We start from the raw sequence: 17,519 nt of genomic DNA on the forward strand, positions 1-17,519 counted from the left end.
TGCCCGCGATCTGAAGTCGGGCTCACATACGCGCCCGCCTTGTATTGACAGATATTGGAGCGATTACAAGACCCGGATAAGGGAGAAATTCAACACTCATTGTGCACACATCGCATAACAGCTATTTTTATTCTCGCCGTGCGTGCCTCACGTCAGTGTTCACCCGCGCCGAGTTACCTGCAGCCGAGTCAATGTCGGAGCGACCGCATTGACGTGATTAGAAAAAGCCGAATACGCCGCATACCTGAACCATGCCCCGCCGTGCGCACCCTTTTGGGGAACCAGCTAGTCAATGCAGTGCGGTAACCATGCCCGATTACGGTGAAAGTCCGAATATCGACTACCCCGCTCTATACCTATCCTTGATGGCTACTGGCGCGTGATTTTTCCGATTTCTGGCCTGATGTTTGCTTGCTTATGGGCTGGATTTAACGACGCGAATCGCAGGATTGGCGGTACTTTTGAGCAGGGACGCTATGGAATTTCACTATTCAACAGACGGTATCGTGGCCCGTCAACGGCCCGAGTTCTGGAACGACGCAGTGGCGGCGCAATTCATGCCTGCGGACGGCCGGTTCTCCGAAGCAGAAGAATTCGAAGGTAGTCTGCACGGCCACACCATCGGGAATGCGAGCATTGGCCGATTCAGTGCCTTACACCATTGCTTCGAGCGCACCGACCGCCGGATTCGCCGCGACTCTCTCGACGATTTCGTCCTGCTGTTTGTCGAATCCGGCACCACGCTTTCGTCTCAGCAAGGGCGTGAGGTCATGCTCCACGCAGGCGATATTACGCTCAATGATTCGGGACGGCCCTTCATTCACGACTTGAACACCAGTTCCTTGTTGTTGCTCCGTATGCCGCGAGCAATGCTGCTTTCCAGATTTGCCCGCGCGGAATCGCTCGTCAACGTGAAAATAGCCGAGAATCAGCCAATGGCGCTGCTACTCGCGCAGATGATGAAAGAGGCCATCCGCCTCGATCCCAATGCGCCAAGTGCGGCCAGGGCACGCTACGCCAGCGCACTGGTCGATACACTGACGGCGGCAATGGAAATTCAACTGCAGCATGAAGGCGCGACGTCGGCTTGCAGACACGATCAGTTATACAAGCAGGCACTGGAATATATCGACACACATTTCGACGACGACGAATTGTGCATCGATACCTTGGCTAACGAACTACATGTATCGGAAAGAACGCTCTCGCGTGTGTTTGCAGTGCGCGGCACTACGGCCATGCAGCAGATCTGGCGCCGACGCCTCGAAGCGAGCTATGCAGTGCTGAGTGAAGGAAAGGTTCGTCAAGTCACGCAGGCCGCCTATCAATGCGGATTTGCGGACCTGTCGCACTTTTGCCGGCTCTTCAAGAAAGTCTACGGGGCTTCGCCAAGCACGGTGCTTAAGGCCCGTTAGTTCGAGCCCGCTCGATACAAATGAAAAAAGCGCCCAAAAATGGGCGCTTTTTTCGCGACAATGAAAACGGTGCCTTAGCCTATGCGCTCAAGGCATCAGAACCACAGAGCCTGATGTCTTTCCTGCTTGAATGTCCCTGTGCGCCTGCACGACGTTGGCCAAAGGATAAACCGTGGGCACGTCAGCCTTCAGGTGGCCGGCCTTCAACATGTCGAAAACCGCCTGTGCGGCGCCCTCGAGTTCTTCGCGTTGTCCGGTGTAATGAGCGACCGAAGCCCTTGTAACGAACAGAGAACCCTTTGCCCCGAGCGTCGACAAATCGATCAGCGGCGCCGGCCCGGAAGCGATCCCGAAGCTCACCAGGATGCCACGCGGACGCAAACAGTCCAGCGACCCATTGACCGTGTCCTTGCCTACCGAGTCGTACACGGCGGAGACGCCCGCGCCGCCTGTGATTTCCTTGACCCGGGCGACGAAGTCTTCTTTCCGATAATTGATCGTATGCGCGCAGCCGTTCTCGCGTGCGTACTCTGCTTTCTCGTCCGTACCTACCGTACCAATGACCGTCGCACCAATGTGACTCAACCACTGAGACGCAAGCGATCCGACGCCGCCCGCTGCCGCGTGCCACAGTACGACATCGCCTTGCTTGACCTCGTGGCACCGACGAATGAGGTACTCCACGGTCAGCCCTTTGAAGAACACGCTCGCCGCCAATTGATCGTTCACGTACTCAGGCAGCTTGACGGCTCGCGCCGCAGGCAACAGACGTTCGATCGAATACGCGCCTGGAGGGCCACCGGCATACACAACACGATCGCCAACAGCGAAGCCCTTGACACCGGGCCCGACTTCTTCCACGACGCCCGCTCCCTCGACGCCCAAGCCAGTAGGCAATTGCAGCGGGTAAGCACCTTGCCGATGATAGACATCGATATAGTTCAAGCCGACAGCGGTATGGCGCACGCGCAGTTCACCGCTGCCGGGCTTGCCGATGTCGACCTCCTCCCAGCTCATCGACTCTGGGCCGCCCGTTTCATTCAGCCGTATTGCTCGCGTCATACTTCCACTCCTTATGTGTGCCTGCGGAGACGACGTCCCGCGATCCAGCTTGCAAGGTCTTGCATTCCGGTCGGCAAGCCTCGTCGTCCTCCCAACACTTTGATGATCGCGCGACCATAAAGACCCGGTAAGCGAAAAAATGAACAGTGGTTGTGCATATTCTGCGCGACAGAAAACTCGCCGAGCATTTCCCAACCTTTCACGAAGGCTCGCCCATGAACAAGCGCGTATTGCGCCTAACAGCCTCGGCGATGAAATTGGCCGCCTCGCGAATATGCGCGGCTTTCCTGTGATCCTGATGAACGTGCATGTGAAACGAACAGGTTAACGCGACCTCGTCTGGAAGCACACGCACGAGCGAAGGAAAGAAAGCGGCGATATACGCCGGCAGAATACCTAGCGTCTGGCCGCCGAGCGTGGCGAATACTTGCGGCAACAATGCCGAGCTTCGGATGTGCGGCGCAATTTTGTCGGTGATCGCGCTCAGATAATTCAGTTCGGGGGCGAAGAGTCCCTCCTCCACATAGCCGACGAACGGATGCCGTTCGAGGTCACGAACCGCCCTGATAGGCTCCGCTTGCGCGAGATAGCTTCTTGAGCCATAGACGAACAACCGATAGTCGGTCAAACGTCGCGACGCCACTCGCATGTGCTCGGCGCTCGAAAGGCTGATTGCGATATCCACCTCGCCTTTCCAGAGACTGAAAACGCGTGGCGCCGCGAAAACCTCGATCTCCAGCGCTGGATGCAAATCGGTGAGCTCATGGAGCTTCGGGGTCAGGAATATACTCCCGAATCCGTCGGGCGCGCCGACCCGAACCACGCCCTCAAGTTGCTGCTCGCCCCCCGTCGGCGCCTTCGACAACAGGTAAGCGCTCTCGATGGCTTCCGCAGTTTGCAGTACCCCCTCACCAGCAGGAGTCAGCACATAACCAGCGTTACTTTTGTGGAAGAGCCGTTTCTTGAGTTCGTTCTCGAGGGACTGGATATGTCGCGAAACCGTTGTGTGTTCCGTGCCCAACCTTTCCGCCGCAGCTGAAAGCGTGCCCGTACGGGCGACAGCGAGAAAGTATCGAAAATCGTCCCAGTTTTCGCCTTGTTTTCGGGCTGGCATGTCTCGACTCGTCTACTCCATTTTATTTTCGTTCAGATTCTACCGCACGGCGCTGCGCGCTTGCGGGGCACCCTCTCACTGGAAGGCGACGCACGAAGAAAGCACATCGACGACACGCAAGCGAAGCCGCCGGACTGTGCAACTGCCACCTTCCCTGCCGTGCGCCCTTTTGCTCAGGTTACTTGTCATGCAATCCATGCACAGCCGTTGGCAAGCGATGCCCTGTCGCGGAACGCGGCTCGAACATAATATGCATTCGTCCGGTGACCGTTGCCTGCAGAAGAGACGCAGAGGTCGCAAGCACGGACTTTCTTGCAAACCAATTTTCATAAGGAGCAACCCCATGCCCACTATCGCGTGGATTGGTCTCGGTCTCATGGGCAACCCCATGTCCAAACACCTGATCAAAGCCGGTTACACCGTTCGAGGCTTCGACATCGATCCTGGCGCTTGCGAGCGTGCTGCTGGCGACGGCGTCGAGATGGCAAGCGGCATCGCGGATGCGGTTGCCGATGCTGACGTCGTGTATTCGATGCTCCCCTCGGGTTCGGATGTGCACGAGGTCATGACGGGCTCCAATGGCGTGTTTGCGAATGCCCGCCCCGGCACGATGGTCATCGACTGCTCGACCATCGGCATCGATTACGCACGCAAACTGCACGAGGCGGCCTCCAGCACGGGCGTTGTCTTCGTCGAGGCTCCGGTGTCCGGTGGTACCGAAGGCGCACGCGACGGCACGCTCACCTTCATGATCGGCTGCGAAAAGAGGCATGCGGGCAAGGCAAAGGAAATGCTGCAGCCGCTGGGCGATTACATCGCTTACGTTGGCGGCGCGGGTACAGGTCAAGCCGCGAAGGTTGTGAACAATCTCATCATGGGCGTTTGCGTCACGGTGAATTGCGAGGCGACCGCACTCGGTCAGCGCCTTGGTCTCGACATGAAAGAATTCTTCGAGATCGCAACGCGTTCGTCCGCAGACAACTGGTCCTTCCGTCTGTGGAATCCGGCACCGAACGTCGTGCCCGATGCCCCGTCCTCCCATGACTACAAGGCTGGCTTCAAGACGTGGCTCCTTGCAAAGGATCTGCAACTCGCCGTCGAAGCTGCCCGGGAAGTCGGTGTCGTACTCGAAACCGCAAAGACTGCGCACAAGCTGATGACCTCCCATGCCGACAGTGGCGGTGCTGACATGGATGCGACTTCGCTCGTGCTGCATCTGAGCGGAAAGAAGTGACGAGCGGCGTCAAGTGAGGATTCGATCATTGAGAGCCCCTGGGGGCTTCACCCTCCGGGGTCTTTTTCTGCGACACAGTTGAGCCGCTGAATAACGCGATCCCGCATGCCGCCCTCATACGCTGTAGCAGCACGAATGATCGCAGCCTCAAGTCTCAGTTGTATCCGAGTACCACGACATCGGCGACTTCCAGACGTTCGTCGGTGCTGCGGCCTGAGCGACGCGTCAGCAAACCGACGCGTATCGAGTCCCCCCCGGTGTCTGCTCGCTCGGAGCTTGGACTCCTCCGGCGATTTCGCGAAGCACACACAACTACCGGTTATCCGTCGATTTAACGAAAGGATGGATCTGAACATCTTTCCAGACACGGCGGACAAAAAACGGGTCGCGTTCTGCGAAGGCTTTCGCCTCGGCGATGTTTTCCGCCTCGACCAGCAGCATGCTGCCGATGCGCTTCTCGCCGGCGACCTCCGTCAACGGACCTGCCACCAGAAGCTTCAACGGTGCTGACGCGAGGTGAGCGCGATGCTCCGGGTAGTGCTCATCTCGCGCAGTCGGCGTCGCGGGATTATCCAGGCAGTAAATAACGAAATGCATTTCCGTCTCCATGTTTCGTGCCAGTCGAGCTGGCCATTGCTTTCTCGAACAGGGCAACGCGAAACGGTAGCAGCAATGCGTGTTGAACCGTCCCGCGCGCGCTGCCGCCTATCGAAGATTGATCGTCGTGTTGACGCCGTCATTCACCGTGGCGTCGTCGAACCAACGAGCCGTGATCGTTTTCGTCTGCGTGTAGAACTGCACGACTTGCTTGCCGTAAGGACCGAGGTCGCCCAACTTGGACCCGCGCGAGCCCGTGAAGCTGAAGTAAGGCACCGGCACCGGAATGGGGATGTTGATGCCGACTTGTCCGACGTCGATCTCGCTCTGAAAATGACGAGCAGCTGCGCCGCTCTGAGTAAACAGGCCGACACCGTTGCCGAACGGGTTGCGATTCACGAGAGCGATAGCATCGTCAAGAGTCGCGACGCTCAGGACGACCAGCACAGGTCCGAAGATTTCCTCGCGATAAATCTCCATGTCCGTCGTGACATCGGCGAAAATCGTCGGCCCGATGAAGTTGCCTGACTCGAAGCCCTTCACCTTGACATCGCGACCATCGAGCAAGAGCGTCGCACCTTCGTTGACGCCGCTTTGAATCAGGCGCAGGACGCGCTCCTTCGCTGCGCGCGAGACGACCGGGCCGACATCGGCCCCGGGCTCGTTCCCTGCGTTTACCTTGAGCTTCTTCGCACGCTCGACGAGATCCGCGAGCCACTCCTGCGTCTTGCCAACGAGCACGATGACCGACGTCGCCATACAGCGCTGTCCGGCGGCGCCGAAGCCTGCACCTGCAAGAGCGTTCAGAGTGTGCTCGCGATTCGCATCCGGCAACACCACGGCATGGTTCTTCGCGCCCATCATCGACTGGACGCGCTTGCCATGCTCGCTGCCGAGTCGGTAGACGTGCGTGCCCACCGCTGTCGAGCCGACAAATGAGATCGCCTTCACGTGTTCATGCGTGCACAGTGCATCCACAACGTCCTTTCCGCCGTGCACCACATTCAGCACGCCCTTCGGCACGCCTGCCTCGATCGCGAGTTTGACGAGCTCCATCGTCGACAGCGGATCTTGCTCTGACGGCTTCAACACGAACGTGTTGCCGCACACAAGCGCCATCGGAAACATCCACAACGGAATCATGGCCGGGAAATTGAATGGCGTGATCCCGACACAGACGCCTATAGGCTGCCGCAGCGTATAGGTATCGACCTTCCCGGCGACGTTCTCGAGGAACCCGCCTTGTTGGAGAGTCCCGATCGAGGCCGCGTGCTCGACCACTTCGAGACCGCGAAAGATGTCGCCTTCGGCGTCGGGAATGGTTTTGCCCTGCTCGGCACTGAGGATCTTCGCAATGCGCGGCAGATGCTCACGAATCAAGGCCTGATACTTGAGCATGATGCGCATGCGCGCGCCGACCGGCGTGTTGCGCCAAGTCTTGAAGGCCTCGTGCGCAGAGTCGATCGCCGCTTTGACTTCTGCGCTAGTAGCAAACGGCACACGTCCGATGACCTCCTGCGTTGCCGGATTTACAACATCGCGCCACTCGATGGTCTTCGAGTTAACGAATTCGCCATTGATCAAAAGCTTCGCGGTGGCAACCGCGTTCTGAACAGGATCGCTTGGAAAGTTCATAGTTTGAGCCTGATATGGAGGTTGATTGAGATCGACCGCCGCTTGACGGACAGGCGACCACGCCATCATTTGCGCCGGCCACCTGCCCCGAATCGAGCGGTACGTCAGACCCAGTGATGCTCTTGCGCCGTCCACAGAGATGCCAGTGCGGTTGCACAGGATCGATGCGGTGAGCGTGAAGCCATTATTTCCGCGATGAAGGCACACAAAAAGTGCAAAACTCCGCAATCGTTGTGCGCAAATCGCACTAGGGCCGAAAGTCGCAAAGGGCGTGGCGGTAGCGGCGGGGACAAAGAGACAGTACGGCCTCAGGCCCGCTAAACCGCCGGATGGCGGTTTAGCTCGCGTTACAAGCTTCAGAGGCTCCGCACAGAGGTGCACGGGTACGGGGACATGTAGGTAAGCTTGCCGAAGTGGCCCTCGCACCCTGGTGCATCAACGCTAAGCGTGTACGCCGGCGTACTGGCTGACCACCTCAAGGTCTGTCAAATGCTCGTGCGGAATCTCGCCCACGAACTGCCCTCTGCGGATCACGAGAACACGCTGTGAAACCGCGGCGATGAAGTCCAGGTTCTGCTCGACGAGGACGATCGATAGGTCCATGCTTGCGCGCAACGTCACCAACGTCTCCGCAATCTCCTCGATGATCGAAGGCTGGATGCCTTCCGTAGGCTCGTCCAGCAATAGTACCGACGGATTACCTGCCAGCGCTCGCCCGAGTGCCAGCAGCTGCTGCTCACCACCCGATAGAGAACCGCCTGGCCGGTCAAGCAAACGCTTGAGACGCGGGAAATACTCGAGCAGGGTTTCGATTGCGTCCGTCGCATCCCGCCCCGTCTTGTACAATCCCAGCCTCAGGTTTTCGTGCGCAGTAAGTGTCGAAAAGATCGCACGACCTTGCGGGACGTAGGCCATCCCGCGGACGGCGCGCTCATGCGGCTTCAGGCTGGTGATCTCCGCGCCGTCGAACCGGATCGATCCGGTGGTGGCTCGCAACGCACCGATCAACGTTCGAAGGAACGTCGTCTTGCCCATGCCGTTATGCCCTAAGATGCCGACCGACTCGCCCGGAGCGGCAGCGAAATCGACGTCGAAGAGAATCGGGATCGAGCCGTAGCCGGCACATAACCCGCGCGCCTCAAGCAAGCTGGTCTTTTCGTTCATTGTGGCTTCTTCCCCAGGTAAATCTGCTGGACGAACGGATCGGTCATGATGTTCTCGGGCGTGTCTTCTCGAATGATCGCACCCTGGTGCAACACCGTGACCGTCTTGGCGATCTTTCGGATGAAGCCCATGTCGTGCTCGACGACCACGAGAGCGTGACGCCGATTGATCTCAAGGATGAGCTGCGCGGTCCGTTCGACTTCCGCGTCGCTCATGCCAGCGGCAGGCTCATCGAGCAAAATCAGCGGCGGGTCGCCCGCGATAACGACAGCCAGCTCAACCCATTGGCGCTGACCGTGCGCAAGCAGGCCGACGATTGCATCGCGAAACGCGAGCATGCCCACGCGCTCCAGAACCTCAGACGTAATCCGTTCAGTTTGCCTCGGCGTATTCAGCCGCCTTGCCGCGATCCAGACGTTTTCCCAAACTGTCAGGCCATTGAACAAGCTTGGCACTTGCGTCTTGATGCCAATCCCGAGCCGGCCAGGTTCGTGGGGCTGCATTCCCGCGATGTTACGCCCGCGAAAGAGTATTTCGCCGGAGGTCGGTTTGACCTGGCCGGTCAGCAATTTGAAAAACGTACTTTTCCCGGCGCCGTTCGGCCCGATAACGCAACGCAGCTCCTGCTCGGCAAGCCTGAAGTTGATGTCACGGCTCGCGTGTACGCCGCCAAACTTGACGTTCAGGTTCCGTGTCTCGATAAGTGGTGTCATGTTCGCGGCCTCCTCATGCGTCCGCGTTTGCAACGTCCGCGGCAGTTCGCTTTCCGAATGCGTTCGCGCTGCCGGAACCATTCGGTTCAGCGTTTTTTCGGCGCCCGCGAAGACGCTTCCACGTCCAGTTTGCGATGCCGCCCACACCCGGAACGATTCCCTTTGGCACGAGGAGCACGAATGCCACCAGTACCGCACCGAGCACGAGATTCGAGTTGACCACTTGCTGCGTACCGATCTGCGTGGTCAGCCATTGAATGGCAATGCAACCGATCACGGGCCCGACGAGTGTCTCCAGGCCGCCGACGATGACCCAGATGATGATCTGCGCCGATTGCGACAGGCTAAAAATGGTCGGACTCGTAAACGCGCCCCAGTTGGCGAACAGACAGCCCGCCAGCCCCGCGATGGCGGCACCCAGAACAAACGTCATGAGCTTGTAGACGCGAGAGTCATAGCCCAATAGCAGCACTCGGTGCTCGTTCTCCTTCGCGGCGACAATTATACGGCCGGCCTTGCTGGCTAGCAGCCAGCGAAGCAACGCGTACACGATGAGCAGTGAGCTCATTGCGATGTAGAAGATGCCTTGCGGCCCGATGACGTCGTCCGGATGCCCTGGCACGTTGAGCGCTGCGATCCCCGGGATGCCGTTGAATCCTCCAAGTGATGCGCTGCCGATATTCCATTCCGGCCCTGCCGTCGAATTCATGACGTTGAACAGAATGAGCGTCACAGTCAACGTAATGACGCCCATATAGACGTCGGATAGCCGGCCAAAAAAAATCAGATAACCCAGGACAGCGGCAAAAGCGGCGGGAACGGCAATCGCGAGAATGAACGGCATGGTGCTTTCGCCCATGTTCGCAACCGCGACCGCATAGGTATATGCACCGATGCCGAAAAACGCCGACTGGCCAAAGCAAAGGATCCCGCCGAAACCCCATATAAAGCCCAGACTCACCGCGAGTATGGCCATCACCACATAGACCGTCGCCTGAACGAGCATAAAGTCGTCGAGCATGCGCGGAAGCGTCAGCAGGAGAGTGGCCCCGATGGCGAGCGTAAGCACCGCGCTTTTCCATGACCTGGCGAATCGTTGCAGCGCGTTGGCGCCGGGAACGAAATCATGCTTTGATGTCCGGCTGTGGTTCATAGCGCCCCCTTGAAAAACCGCCCAGTGATACCTTGCGGCAGTAGCCGCAACATGACGATGGCCCCGACGAGCAAGGCAACCTCGCCGAACACGGGCGTCGACGCAAACGTCACGACCTGGTTCAGTGCGCCGAAAAGTACCGAAGAACTGATCATGCCCAGCACGACCGCCGGGCCGCCGCCAATGACCGTGATGAACGCCTTCGCGACAAACGCTCCGCCCATTGTCGGAACGACGCCGGTCAGCGGCGCCAGCAGCGCGCCCGCAAGTCCGGAGAGCGCTGCGCCCAGCGCAAACGTACCGGAATAGACAAGCCCGGGGTTAATGCCAAGTGCATCCGCCATTTCCGGATTCTGCATCGTGCCCCGAGCAACGAGGCCGAGAGACGTTCGCACGAGAATGAGCCGCAGTGCTACGACGATCACGACCGCGACGGCAATGACGACGAGCGAATAATTGCTCACGGAATACGCCCCGATGGAGAAACTCCCCAGCGGAGCGGAGATTCCTGACGTCGTGTTGCCTGCGACGGAGGTCACGATACCAATCAACAGCAGCGAGAGCCCCCACGTAGCCAACATGGTATCGACCATCCTCCCATACAACCGCCGGATGAACAGGCGCTCGAGAACGACGCCGACCATCGCCACCGAGATTGGCGCGACCACAAACATACCAACCCATATATTGATGCCGAACTTTATCGCAGCGATGACGGCATAGGCACCCAACATCATGAATTCGCCGTGCGCAAGGTTAATCACCTTCATCATCCCGAACACGACCGCCAGGCCCGCCGACACTATCACCAGACTCGCGATCGCGAAGACGATCTGTATTGCGACGACTGCAACGAGATCCATCACCTACCCCTCTATCGAAAAGACCGTCCCGCACTCTCAAAACTTGATGGTGTACTGCCGGTTGTCCTGCGGATTCCGGATCAGATTGCAGACAGCGCTCGTGTCGCCCGGCGGCTGTGCCGGGAACGATTCGAGTACCTTGAACTGATGGTCCTGCACCTCCGCAATACTGACGTTTTGGATGCAGTGGTGGGTCGCTGGGTCGATCGACAGCTTGCCGCTCGGAGTGTCGATCGTTACGCCCGCCTCCAGCGCGGCGATGACTTTCATGCGATCCACCGTGCCCGCTTTCTTCACCCCTTCGGCCCAGAGGTTGAAGCCCTGATAGGCGCTCATGGCCAATTCGGTAACGTTCGGATAGTTGCTGCCGAAACGCTTGCGGAAATTGGTCTTGAATGCCTTGTTGACGGGGTTGTCTGCGGATTCGAAATAGTTATAGGCGAGCAGGAAGCCGTCGCACTCGCTCGGCGAGAGGATGATCTGCTCGTTGCCGATGCCGAAGGTAGTCGAAGCCAGTGGAATCTTCTTCTGCATCCCCGCTGCCGCCCATTGACGATAGAACGACATGTGGGAGCCTCCCACGAGGCACGAGACGATCATGTCGGGTTTCGCCGATTCGATCTTCGAAATCGTCGAAGCGAAAGTGGTCACGTCGAGCGGGAAATAGTCGATAGCGGAGACCGTTCCTCCGTTTTCCTTGACATACTTCTTGATCCACTGTGAAGTGATCTGGCCGTAGTTGTAATCGGCAGCAATGACGTACACCTTCTTGCCCCACTTCTTCATCGCGTACGGCACCAGTTTTGCCACGGTTTGTGCCGGCGTCACGCCGGTACAGAACGTGTTTCGATCGCAGACACCGCCTTCGTATTCCTGGTTATAGAAGTAGAGGGTGCGGTAGCGGTCGAGTACCGGGCGCACCACCTCGCGCGATGCCGACGTGATGCCGCCGTGAACCACGGCGACCTTGTCTTTCAGCGCGAGTTGCTGGGAATATTGCGCATACAACTGCATGTTCGACTGGGTGTCGAAATTGATAAAGCGGATCTTTTTGCCAAGAAGACCACCTTTTGCATTCCACTCTTCGATTGCAAACGTCAGGCAATCGACCATCGGCTTCCCATAAATGTCGATCCCCCCAGAAAGATCATGCAACCCACCTACGAGAATCTCGTCTGCAGCCGAGGCGATCAACGGCATGCCAGCGCTCGCGGCGGCCAGCGATACGGCCGACGTTTTGATAAACGAACGACGATCCATCTTTATCTTCTCCAGGAATCAACAGATTTTTTTGGTCAACGCCGCGAGGGTGCGGCACTCGTCTCCATGCAGCTTAAAGTTTCGAAATTTGCGATTCTTGGCGTCGGAGGTCAGCACCTTTGACTGTGACAGACACAAGGCGACGGGAGGCAACGCAAAGCCGCCTCCCGCGCGCTTAGCCGCCACATGCAAGGACATCGTTTTTTGATTCGTCAGGATGGGCATGGGAGACTGCGCACCGGAAGCAATGAGCTGGGCGGCGCTCGACCACGTGGGCCCCATGGCGAGCACCATGGCAGGCATTGCAAAGTTGCTTTCCATCATTGCTGGATATGACGCGCATGACACGCGCCAGCAAGGGAAAGTGGCGCCCGGCCTCGACACGAACTACATGCCGGCGCTCGAGCGGGGAGTCGATGGATTGAAAATCGCGATATGGAACGAAGGCTTCGGTCAGGATAACAGCGACTATGGGCTAATCTCGTCCGAGCCTGAAACAGCGAACTTGAGTAGACTTGCGTTCTATCCGAAGTTCACTGGCAGGTCGTCGTATTTTCCAAACCTGTAAATTGCGACGGAAACAAGCCAGCTGACAATAAACAACCCGACGACCAGATAGCCGATCATTCCGAAATTGTCGGACATTCTGCCGATGAAATCCCAGAACACGCCTTTGAGCTGAAACTGCTGTGCCGAAAGCGCTAACACCTCGATACCGCCAATAAGAACCGCGGCCACGACTGACACGAACGTAATCGTGATGTTATAGAAGAGCTTTCTCGTGGGCCGGCGGAACGCCCAGCCATACGCCCCGAGCATAAGCAGGCCATCGGCCGTATCGATGAGCGTCATGCCCGCCATGAATAGCGTCGGAAACACGAAAATAGTTTCCACCGACATTCCTCTGGTCGCCTGCGTTGCGGAGATGCCGAACAAGGCTACCTCCGTTGCCGTATCGAAACTCAAGCCGAACAGGAACCCGAGCGGGAACATATGCCAGCTGCGCGTGACGAGCTTGAATAGTGGACGGAAGATGCGGCTCAGCACGCCACTCTTGTTCATGAGAATATCGAGATCCTCCTCCACAAGTGCCTCTCCGCGTTTGACCCGGCGGAACGTCTGGATCACAGAGAACAGAATCTGCACGTTGACAATGGCAAGAACGAGCAAAAACGTTGCGGATACCGACGTGGCAATCACGCCACCGATCGACTTCAGCTCGTCGAAATGCCCTTCGATCGAGGATGCGGCAAACGCAACGCCCAAAGAAAGCAAGATGACGATGGTGGAATGCCCCACCGCGAAGAAGAATGCCGCCGACACGGGGCGACGCCCTGTCTGCATCAGCTTGCGCGTGGTGTTGTCGATCGCGGCGATATGGTCCGCGTCTACGGCGTGCCGCAGGCCGAACGTGTAGGCGAGCAACGCCGTTCCTAGCAGGAGCGGATGACTGTGCAACACAATCGCGGCATAAACCCACGCCGCAAGGTTCGCAGCGACGACGACGGTAATCATCGCCGTTACGCGGCCGCGCAGCCCGTTGCTGCTGTCATCAAGCATCGTCGCAATGTATCGCTTATACACAGCATCCTCTTGCTTATCGAATGTCCAAATTCCGGCGAACAGCCGGACGACGGCCGGTGGCACAAAGCAAGCGCCGCCGACCGCTTCTCATAGACGACGGCGCGCTCCTATGTCGGGGCAGGCCGCGTCGAGCCCACGCAGCGCGCCCGACTGCAATGCGCGTCAGAACACCTCGTCGCGCCCTCCGTGCCGGAAGTCCTCTTCGCGCTCGTGCAAGACCTTATGGTCGATCACGGCGCTACCCGCCATCGACTGTTCGAGAGCGTCGAGCCAACGCAGGTAATACTCATCGACGCCGTTTTGGCCGTGATCGCGAATTGCTCTGGCAAGCTCGGTACGAAACTTGTCCCAGGTGAAGTAGCCGGCCTTGGAAAGGCTTACTGCCATACCGAACGCGCGGCTCTGCCAAGGCGCGTCGAAAACCAGCTCGCCGTTCGCGCGCGGCATGGCAATCTCGCCGGTCATGGCTGTCACGTTGCGGTCGAGTTCGGCTCCGGCCGTGCCCGTTGTGCAAGGCGTATACGTCGCTTCCATGTCGTTGCTCCTAAGCGACGTCCGGCAGAACCGTCACGCCGACCATCGAGTCACGCGTGACCAGCTTGGCCAGGGCTTCTTCGGCGAAGCCCTCGGTGCCTTTCGGGCGTTGCGGCACGATGAAATAGCGGACTTCGACATTACTATCGAGAACCTTGACCGGCTTGCTTTCCGGCACAGACGTGCCGAATTCGGCCAGCACCGCGCGCGGCTCACGCACAACCCGCGCGCGGTACGGCGCGTCCTTGTACCAGCGCGGAGGCAGACCAAGAACGGGCCACGGATAGCAGGAGCACAGCGTGCAGACGATCACGTGGTGAACGTCGTCCGTATTCTCGACTGCGACAAGGTTCTCACCCTCCATGCCGCTGATGCCAAGTTCAGCAACAGCCGCCGTTGCGTTCTGGAGCAGCCGCTTCTTGTACTCGGGATCGACCCAGGCCTTCGCCACGGCGCGCGCGCCGTTCATCGGTCCAATGTCGTTTGTGTAGGTATCAATGATCTCGTCGATGACCGGCCCTTGGAGCACGCCCTTTTCACGTAGCAGAGACTCGAGCGCGCGCGCGCGGACCTCGCCTTCCGAAAGCTCGTGTGGGTGGTGATGGTGTTCGCTCATGTTGCTCTCCGTCTCAAGCAGCCGCCGCCGCAGTATCAAGGTCCATGTAACACTCGTAAAGGTCCATGGTCACGCTGGTGTTGGGCTCCGCGTCGTCGCCCCAGAGGTCTTTGCCGTCGAACCGGACCGCGTAGGTCGGCTGGGCGTTTTCGCCCTTGCGATGGGCCACCGTGTCGGCCAGCGGATACGTGCCACTGTAGGCCACGATGGTGCCAGGCTTGTTCCATACAAAGCGAGGCAGGCGCGTATGGCCGGGAACGGCCTTCATGCGCGCACGCACGCGATCGCCGACCGCGAAAGACTCCTTCTGATCCGGGCGTCGCGCACCGAGGCCAACGTACGCGATCTTCTTCGCACCTTCGCGCAGGCGCTCGACGACTGCGGGGTCGGCCTTCGTGCCGCTCAGATCCGGCAGCGGCTTTCCGTTCCGGACTGCTTGCTGACGCGCACCAAGTTCCTCACGCGTTACGAGCCCGTCTCGCACGCACAGTTCTTCGATCGCTTCCAGCCAGTGCACGTAGTACGGCGTCTTCAGGTAGTCTGCAGGCGGCATCTTTTCGATGATGTGCCGGAATTCGTCCAGCGCCCACGTCCCAACCGTGCCCGCAACCAGCAGAAGACCGAAGGTCAGGCCCTCCCACGGCTCATGGAACACGACCTCGTCCCTGGTCTGGATGGGTCCGAGGTTGTGGAAACCACCGATGTCATGAATTCCTATCATGCTAGATCTCCAGTCGTTGATTGGTGCTCCGGACTACCGGGACATTCGTCATAGTTAACGTACTTATCTGAACGCACCTTCGCCCGTTTCTTCATACGCGTTCGCGGCGCGGAAAATCGAAGCCTCGTCGTAATGTCGTCCGACGAGCATCAGGCCTACCGGCATGCCGTCGACGCCGCCGCAGGGTAGCGTGAGCGCTGGGTGATGCGTGAAATCGAACGGCGACGTGTTGAGCGCCATCGGATGCGACGTCTTCAGCTCCGTCTCGATCGACGTCGACGCATCAGGTAGCGGTGTGGCCGTCATTGGTGTCGTGGGCATCAGCAGCAGATCGACGTCTTTAAGCACCTCGTCATATTGGCGGCGCAGCAGGCGGCCGGCGTTGATGCCATTGCCATAACCCACATAACCGATATGGCGTTTGGCGTATTCGGAGATGACGAAGAAGAGCTTGACACTCGGCGGCGCCTGATCGATTCCGGCTGCATGGTCGCGAGCCCATTCCATCATCGAAATCGGGTACTGGTCATTGCGGGAGATCCCGAATCCATTGCCCTTTAAGACCGTTTCCGTCATGCCCGTCCAGCCGATCGACGTCCAGATATCGAAACCGTGCATGTGCAGCGGAACCGAGACATCAACGACGGTCGCACCGAGCCTCTCCAGAACGGCGGCAGCACGGTGAACGCGCTCGCCCACTGCTGGGTCGCTGCCCGGTACTTCGAAGCCTTCCTTGAGCACGCCGATACGCAGGCCCTTGACGCCTTGGCCAAGCGCCACCTCATAATTCGCCGGCTTCACGCCGTGCTGGCGAGCATCGCTACCGTCCGGACCGGCAATCACGCTCAGGAGCAGCGCCGCGTCCGCGACGTTAGCCGTCATCGGGCCAACGTGATCGAATGACGCGTCGAGCGGCGCGATGCCGGTATAGGGTACGAGACCATAGGTCGGTTTGAGCCCGACGATCCCGCTGAACGAGGCCGGCATACGAATCGAACCGGCCTGGTCGGCCCCCAGCGCCATGTCGACTTCGCCAGTGGCGACGAGCACCGCCGAGCCGGAAGACGAGCCCCCGGACGAAAAGCCATCCGCCCACGGGTTCTGGATTCGGCCTGCGACGTTCGTATGGCTGCTGCCCGAGAAGCAAAGATATTCGCAATGCGCCTTGCCTGCGATCGCGCCACCTTCGGCCAGAATACGGCGCACCACTTCTGCGTCGAACTCGGGGATATACCCTTCGAATATATTGGCGCCGGCCAGCATCGGCAGACCCGCTACGGGAATGCTGTCCTTGATCGCGATGCGCCGGCCGGACAGACGGCCGGTCGGCGATTCGACGATATGCGAACGTACGTACCACGCGTTGTTGGCGTTTTCCGCTGCGGGGGGGGCGGAGTATTCGCGCCCCGTAGGCGCCCGGGGCGCGCCCTCCGCCGCGATGGCAAAGACGGTATCGTAAATCTTCACGCTCTTCGCCACGACGTCGGCGTAAAAGCCGGCGTCCTGCTCGCTCACTCCAAGCCCGAGGTTGCGAGAAATCTGGAGAACATCCTCCGGGGTCGGCGCCGGAATGTCGGCGACGCTGCTCTGCGCAGTACCGGAACGATCGGAGCTACGGGTATTCACTTAAACCTCGCAAAGAGAATGTAGTACACGAAGAACATGAGGCTGACGCACGAAACCGCACGCGACGGCAGCCGACTTGATAGTCATGCTACGAAGCCAATATGCGAGACGCTTGTTCAGGACGGTCATTCGTATTTGACTGCCCAAGACAACCCGGGCGACTAGTTGCCCACGATCGCCAATGATTTAACCTGCATACCGTTCGTGGCCCGAGGATGTACAGCGCCG

The 17,519-nt window shown here is 59.0% G+C and carries 18 protein-coding genes; 3 read left to right on the forward strand and 15 right to left on the reverse strand.

What is annotated here, in order from left to right:
• Positions 1–542 precede the first annotated feature (542 nt).
• Complete coding sequence (locus PTE30175_RS08925) at positions 543–1,415, forward strand: AraC-like ligand-binding domain-containing protein (protein ID WP_191628936.1); 873 nt, start codon at positions 543–545, stop codon at positions 1,413–1,415.
• A gap of 87 nt (positions 1,416–1,502) precedes the next feature.
• Here PTE30175_RS08925 and PTE30175_RS08930 read toward each other — a convergent pair whose 3' ends face one another.
• Together PTE30175_RS08930 and PTE30175_RS08935 are read right to left on the reverse strand one after the other, a co-directional pair.
• Positions 1,503–2,477, reverse strand: a complete 975-nt coding sequence (locus tag PTE30175_RS08930; protein WP_150696715.1) for a quinone oxidoreductase family protein — start codon at positions 2,475–2,477, stop codon at positions 1,503–1,505.
• 199 nt (positions 2,478–2,676) lie between these two features.
• Positions 2,677–3,591: a LysR family transcriptional regulator gene (locus tag PTE30175_RS08935; RefSeq protein ID WP_150696716.1), complete on the reverse strand. Its 915-nt coding sequence runs from the start codon at positions 3,589–3,591 to the stop codon at positions 2,677–2,679.
• Between the two features lie 343 nt (positions 3,592–3,934).
• On the opposite strand from PTE30175_RS08935, the gene mmsB reads away from it, so the two are divergent.
• Positions 3,935–4,825 carry a 3-hydroxyisobutyrate dehydrogenase gene (gene mmsB / locus PTE30175_RS08940; protein ID WP_191628938.1) on the forward strand — a complete coding sequence of 297 codons (891 nt, stop codon included), beginning with the start codon at positions 3,935–3,937 and terminating at the stop codon, positions 4,823–4,825.
• A 312-nt stretch (positions 4,826–5,137) separates the two neighbouring features.
• On the opposite strand, the gene PTE30175_RS08945 is transcribed toward mmsB, so the two are convergent.
• From PTE30175_RS08945 to PTE30175_RS08980, 8 genes are all read right to left on the reverse strand, one after another.
• Positions 5,138–5,422, reverse strand: a complete 285-nt coding sequence (locus PTE30175_RS08945; protein ID WP_191628940.1) for a YciI family protein — start codon at positions 5,420–5,422, stop codon at positions 5,138–5,140.
• 108 nt (positions 5,423–5,530) lie between these two features.
• Positions 5,531–7,057 (reverse strand): CoA-acylating methylmalonate-semialdehyde dehydrogenase, encoded by a 1,527-nt coding sequence (locus PTE30175_RS08950; protein ID WP_150696719.1) that lies wholly within the window; start codon positions 7,055–7,057, stop codon positions 5,531–5,533.
• A 441-nt stretch (positions 7,058–7,498) separates the two neighbouring features.
• Entirely contained in the window at positions 7,499–8,221 is a 723-nt protein-coding gene (locus tag PTE30175_RS08955; RefSeq protein WP_191628942.1) for an ABC transporter ATP-binding protein, read from the reverse strand.
• Positions 8,218–8,934 (reverse strand): ATP-binding cassette domain-containing protein, encoded by a 717-nt coding sequence (locus PTE30175_RS08960; RefSeq protein ID WP_150696720.1) that lies wholly within the window; start codon positions 8,932–8,934, stop codon positions 8,218–8,220. The genes PTE30175_RS08955 and PTE30175_RS08960 overlap by 4 nt, the downstream gene beginning before the upstream one ends.
• 13 nt (positions 8,935–8,947) lie before the next feature.
• Positions 8,948–10,003, reverse strand: a complete 1,056-nt coding sequence (locus PTE30175_RS08965; protein WP_224788662.1) for a branched-chain amino acid ABC transporter permease — start codon at positions 10,001–10,003, stop codon at positions 8,948–8,950.
• A gap of 80 nt (positions 10,004–10,083) precedes the next feature.
• Positions 10,084–10,950, reverse strand: a complete 867-nt coding sequence (locus PTE30175_RS08970) for an ABC transporter permease subunit (RefSeq protein WP_150696722.1) — start codon at positions 10,948–10,950, stop codon at positions 10,084–10,086.
• A 36-nt stretch (positions 10,951–10,986) separates the two neighbouring features.
• A complete protein-coding gene (locus PTE30175_RS08975) occupies positions 10,987–12,210 on the reverse strand; it encodes an urea ABC transporter substrate-binding protein (RefSeq protein WP_150696723.1) in 1,224 nt (407 codons plus the stop codon).
• Positions 12,211–12,228: 18 nt separating this feature from the next.
• On the reverse strand, positions 12,229–12,504 hold the full coding sequence (locus PTE30175_RS08980; protein WP_191628962.1) for a hypothetical protein: 276 nt from the start codon (positions 12,502–12,504) through the stop codon (positions 12,229–12,231).
• Here PTE30175_RS08980 and PTE30175_RS08985 point away from each other — a divergent pair.
• Positions 12,503–12,778, forward strand: a complete 276-nt coding sequence (locus PTE30175_RS08985) for a hypothetical protein (protein WP_263596280.1) — start codon at positions 12,503–12,505, stop codon at positions 12,776–12,778. The genes PTE30175_RS08980 and PTE30175_RS08985 overlap by 2 nt on opposite strands.
• Here PTE30175_RS08985 and PTE30175_RS08990 read toward each other — a convergent pair.
• The 5 genes from PTE30175_RS08990 to PTE30175_RS09010 all read right to left on the reverse strand — a co-directional run bounded on the left by PTE30175_RS08990 (position 12,733) and on the right by PTE30175_RS09010 (position 17,291).
• Positions 12,733–13,770 (reverse strand): HoxN/HupN/NixA family nickel/cobalt transporter, encoded by a 1,038-nt coding sequence (locus PTE30175_RS08990; protein ID WP_150696726.1) that lies wholly within the window; start codon positions 13,768–13,770, stop codon positions 12,733–12,735. The two genes, PTE30175_RS08985 and PTE30175_RS08990, sit on opposite strands and share 46 nt — an antisense overlap.
• A 186-nt stretch (positions 13,771–13,956) precedes the next feature.
• Entirely contained in the window at positions 13,957–14,328 is a 372-nt protein-coding gene (locus tag PTE30175_RS08995) for a nitrile hydratase accessory protein (protein ID WP_150696727.1), read from the reverse strand.
• A 10-nt stretch (positions 14,329–14,338) separates the two neighbouring features.
• Entirely contained in the window at positions 14,339–14,944 is a 606-nt protein-coding gene (gene nthA / locus PTE30175_RS09000; RefSeq protein WP_150696728.1) for a nitrile hydratase subunit alpha, read from the reverse strand.
• A gap of 13 nt (positions 14,945–14,957) precedes the next feature.
• The gene (nthB, locus tag PTE30175_RS09005; RefSeq protein ID WP_150696729.1) at positions 14,958–15,665 is read right to left on the reverse strand and encodes a nitrile hydratase subunit beta; all 708 of its coding nucleotides are present in this window, start codon (positions 15,663–15,665) and stop codon (positions 14,958–14,960) included.
• A 63-nt stretch (positions 15,666–15,728) separates the two neighbouring features.
• Positions 15,729–17,291, reverse strand: coding sequence for an amidase (locus tag PTE30175_RS09010; protein ID WP_150696730.1), 1,563 nt, complete (start codon positions 17,289–17,291; stop codon positions 15,729–15,731).
• Positions 17,292–17,519 lie beyond the last annotated feature (228 nt).

The organism is Pandoraea terrae, assembly GCF_902459695.1.
GTDB lineage: Bacteria > Pseudomonadota > Gammaproteobacteria > Burkholderiales > Burkholderiaceae > Pandoraea > Pandoraea terrae.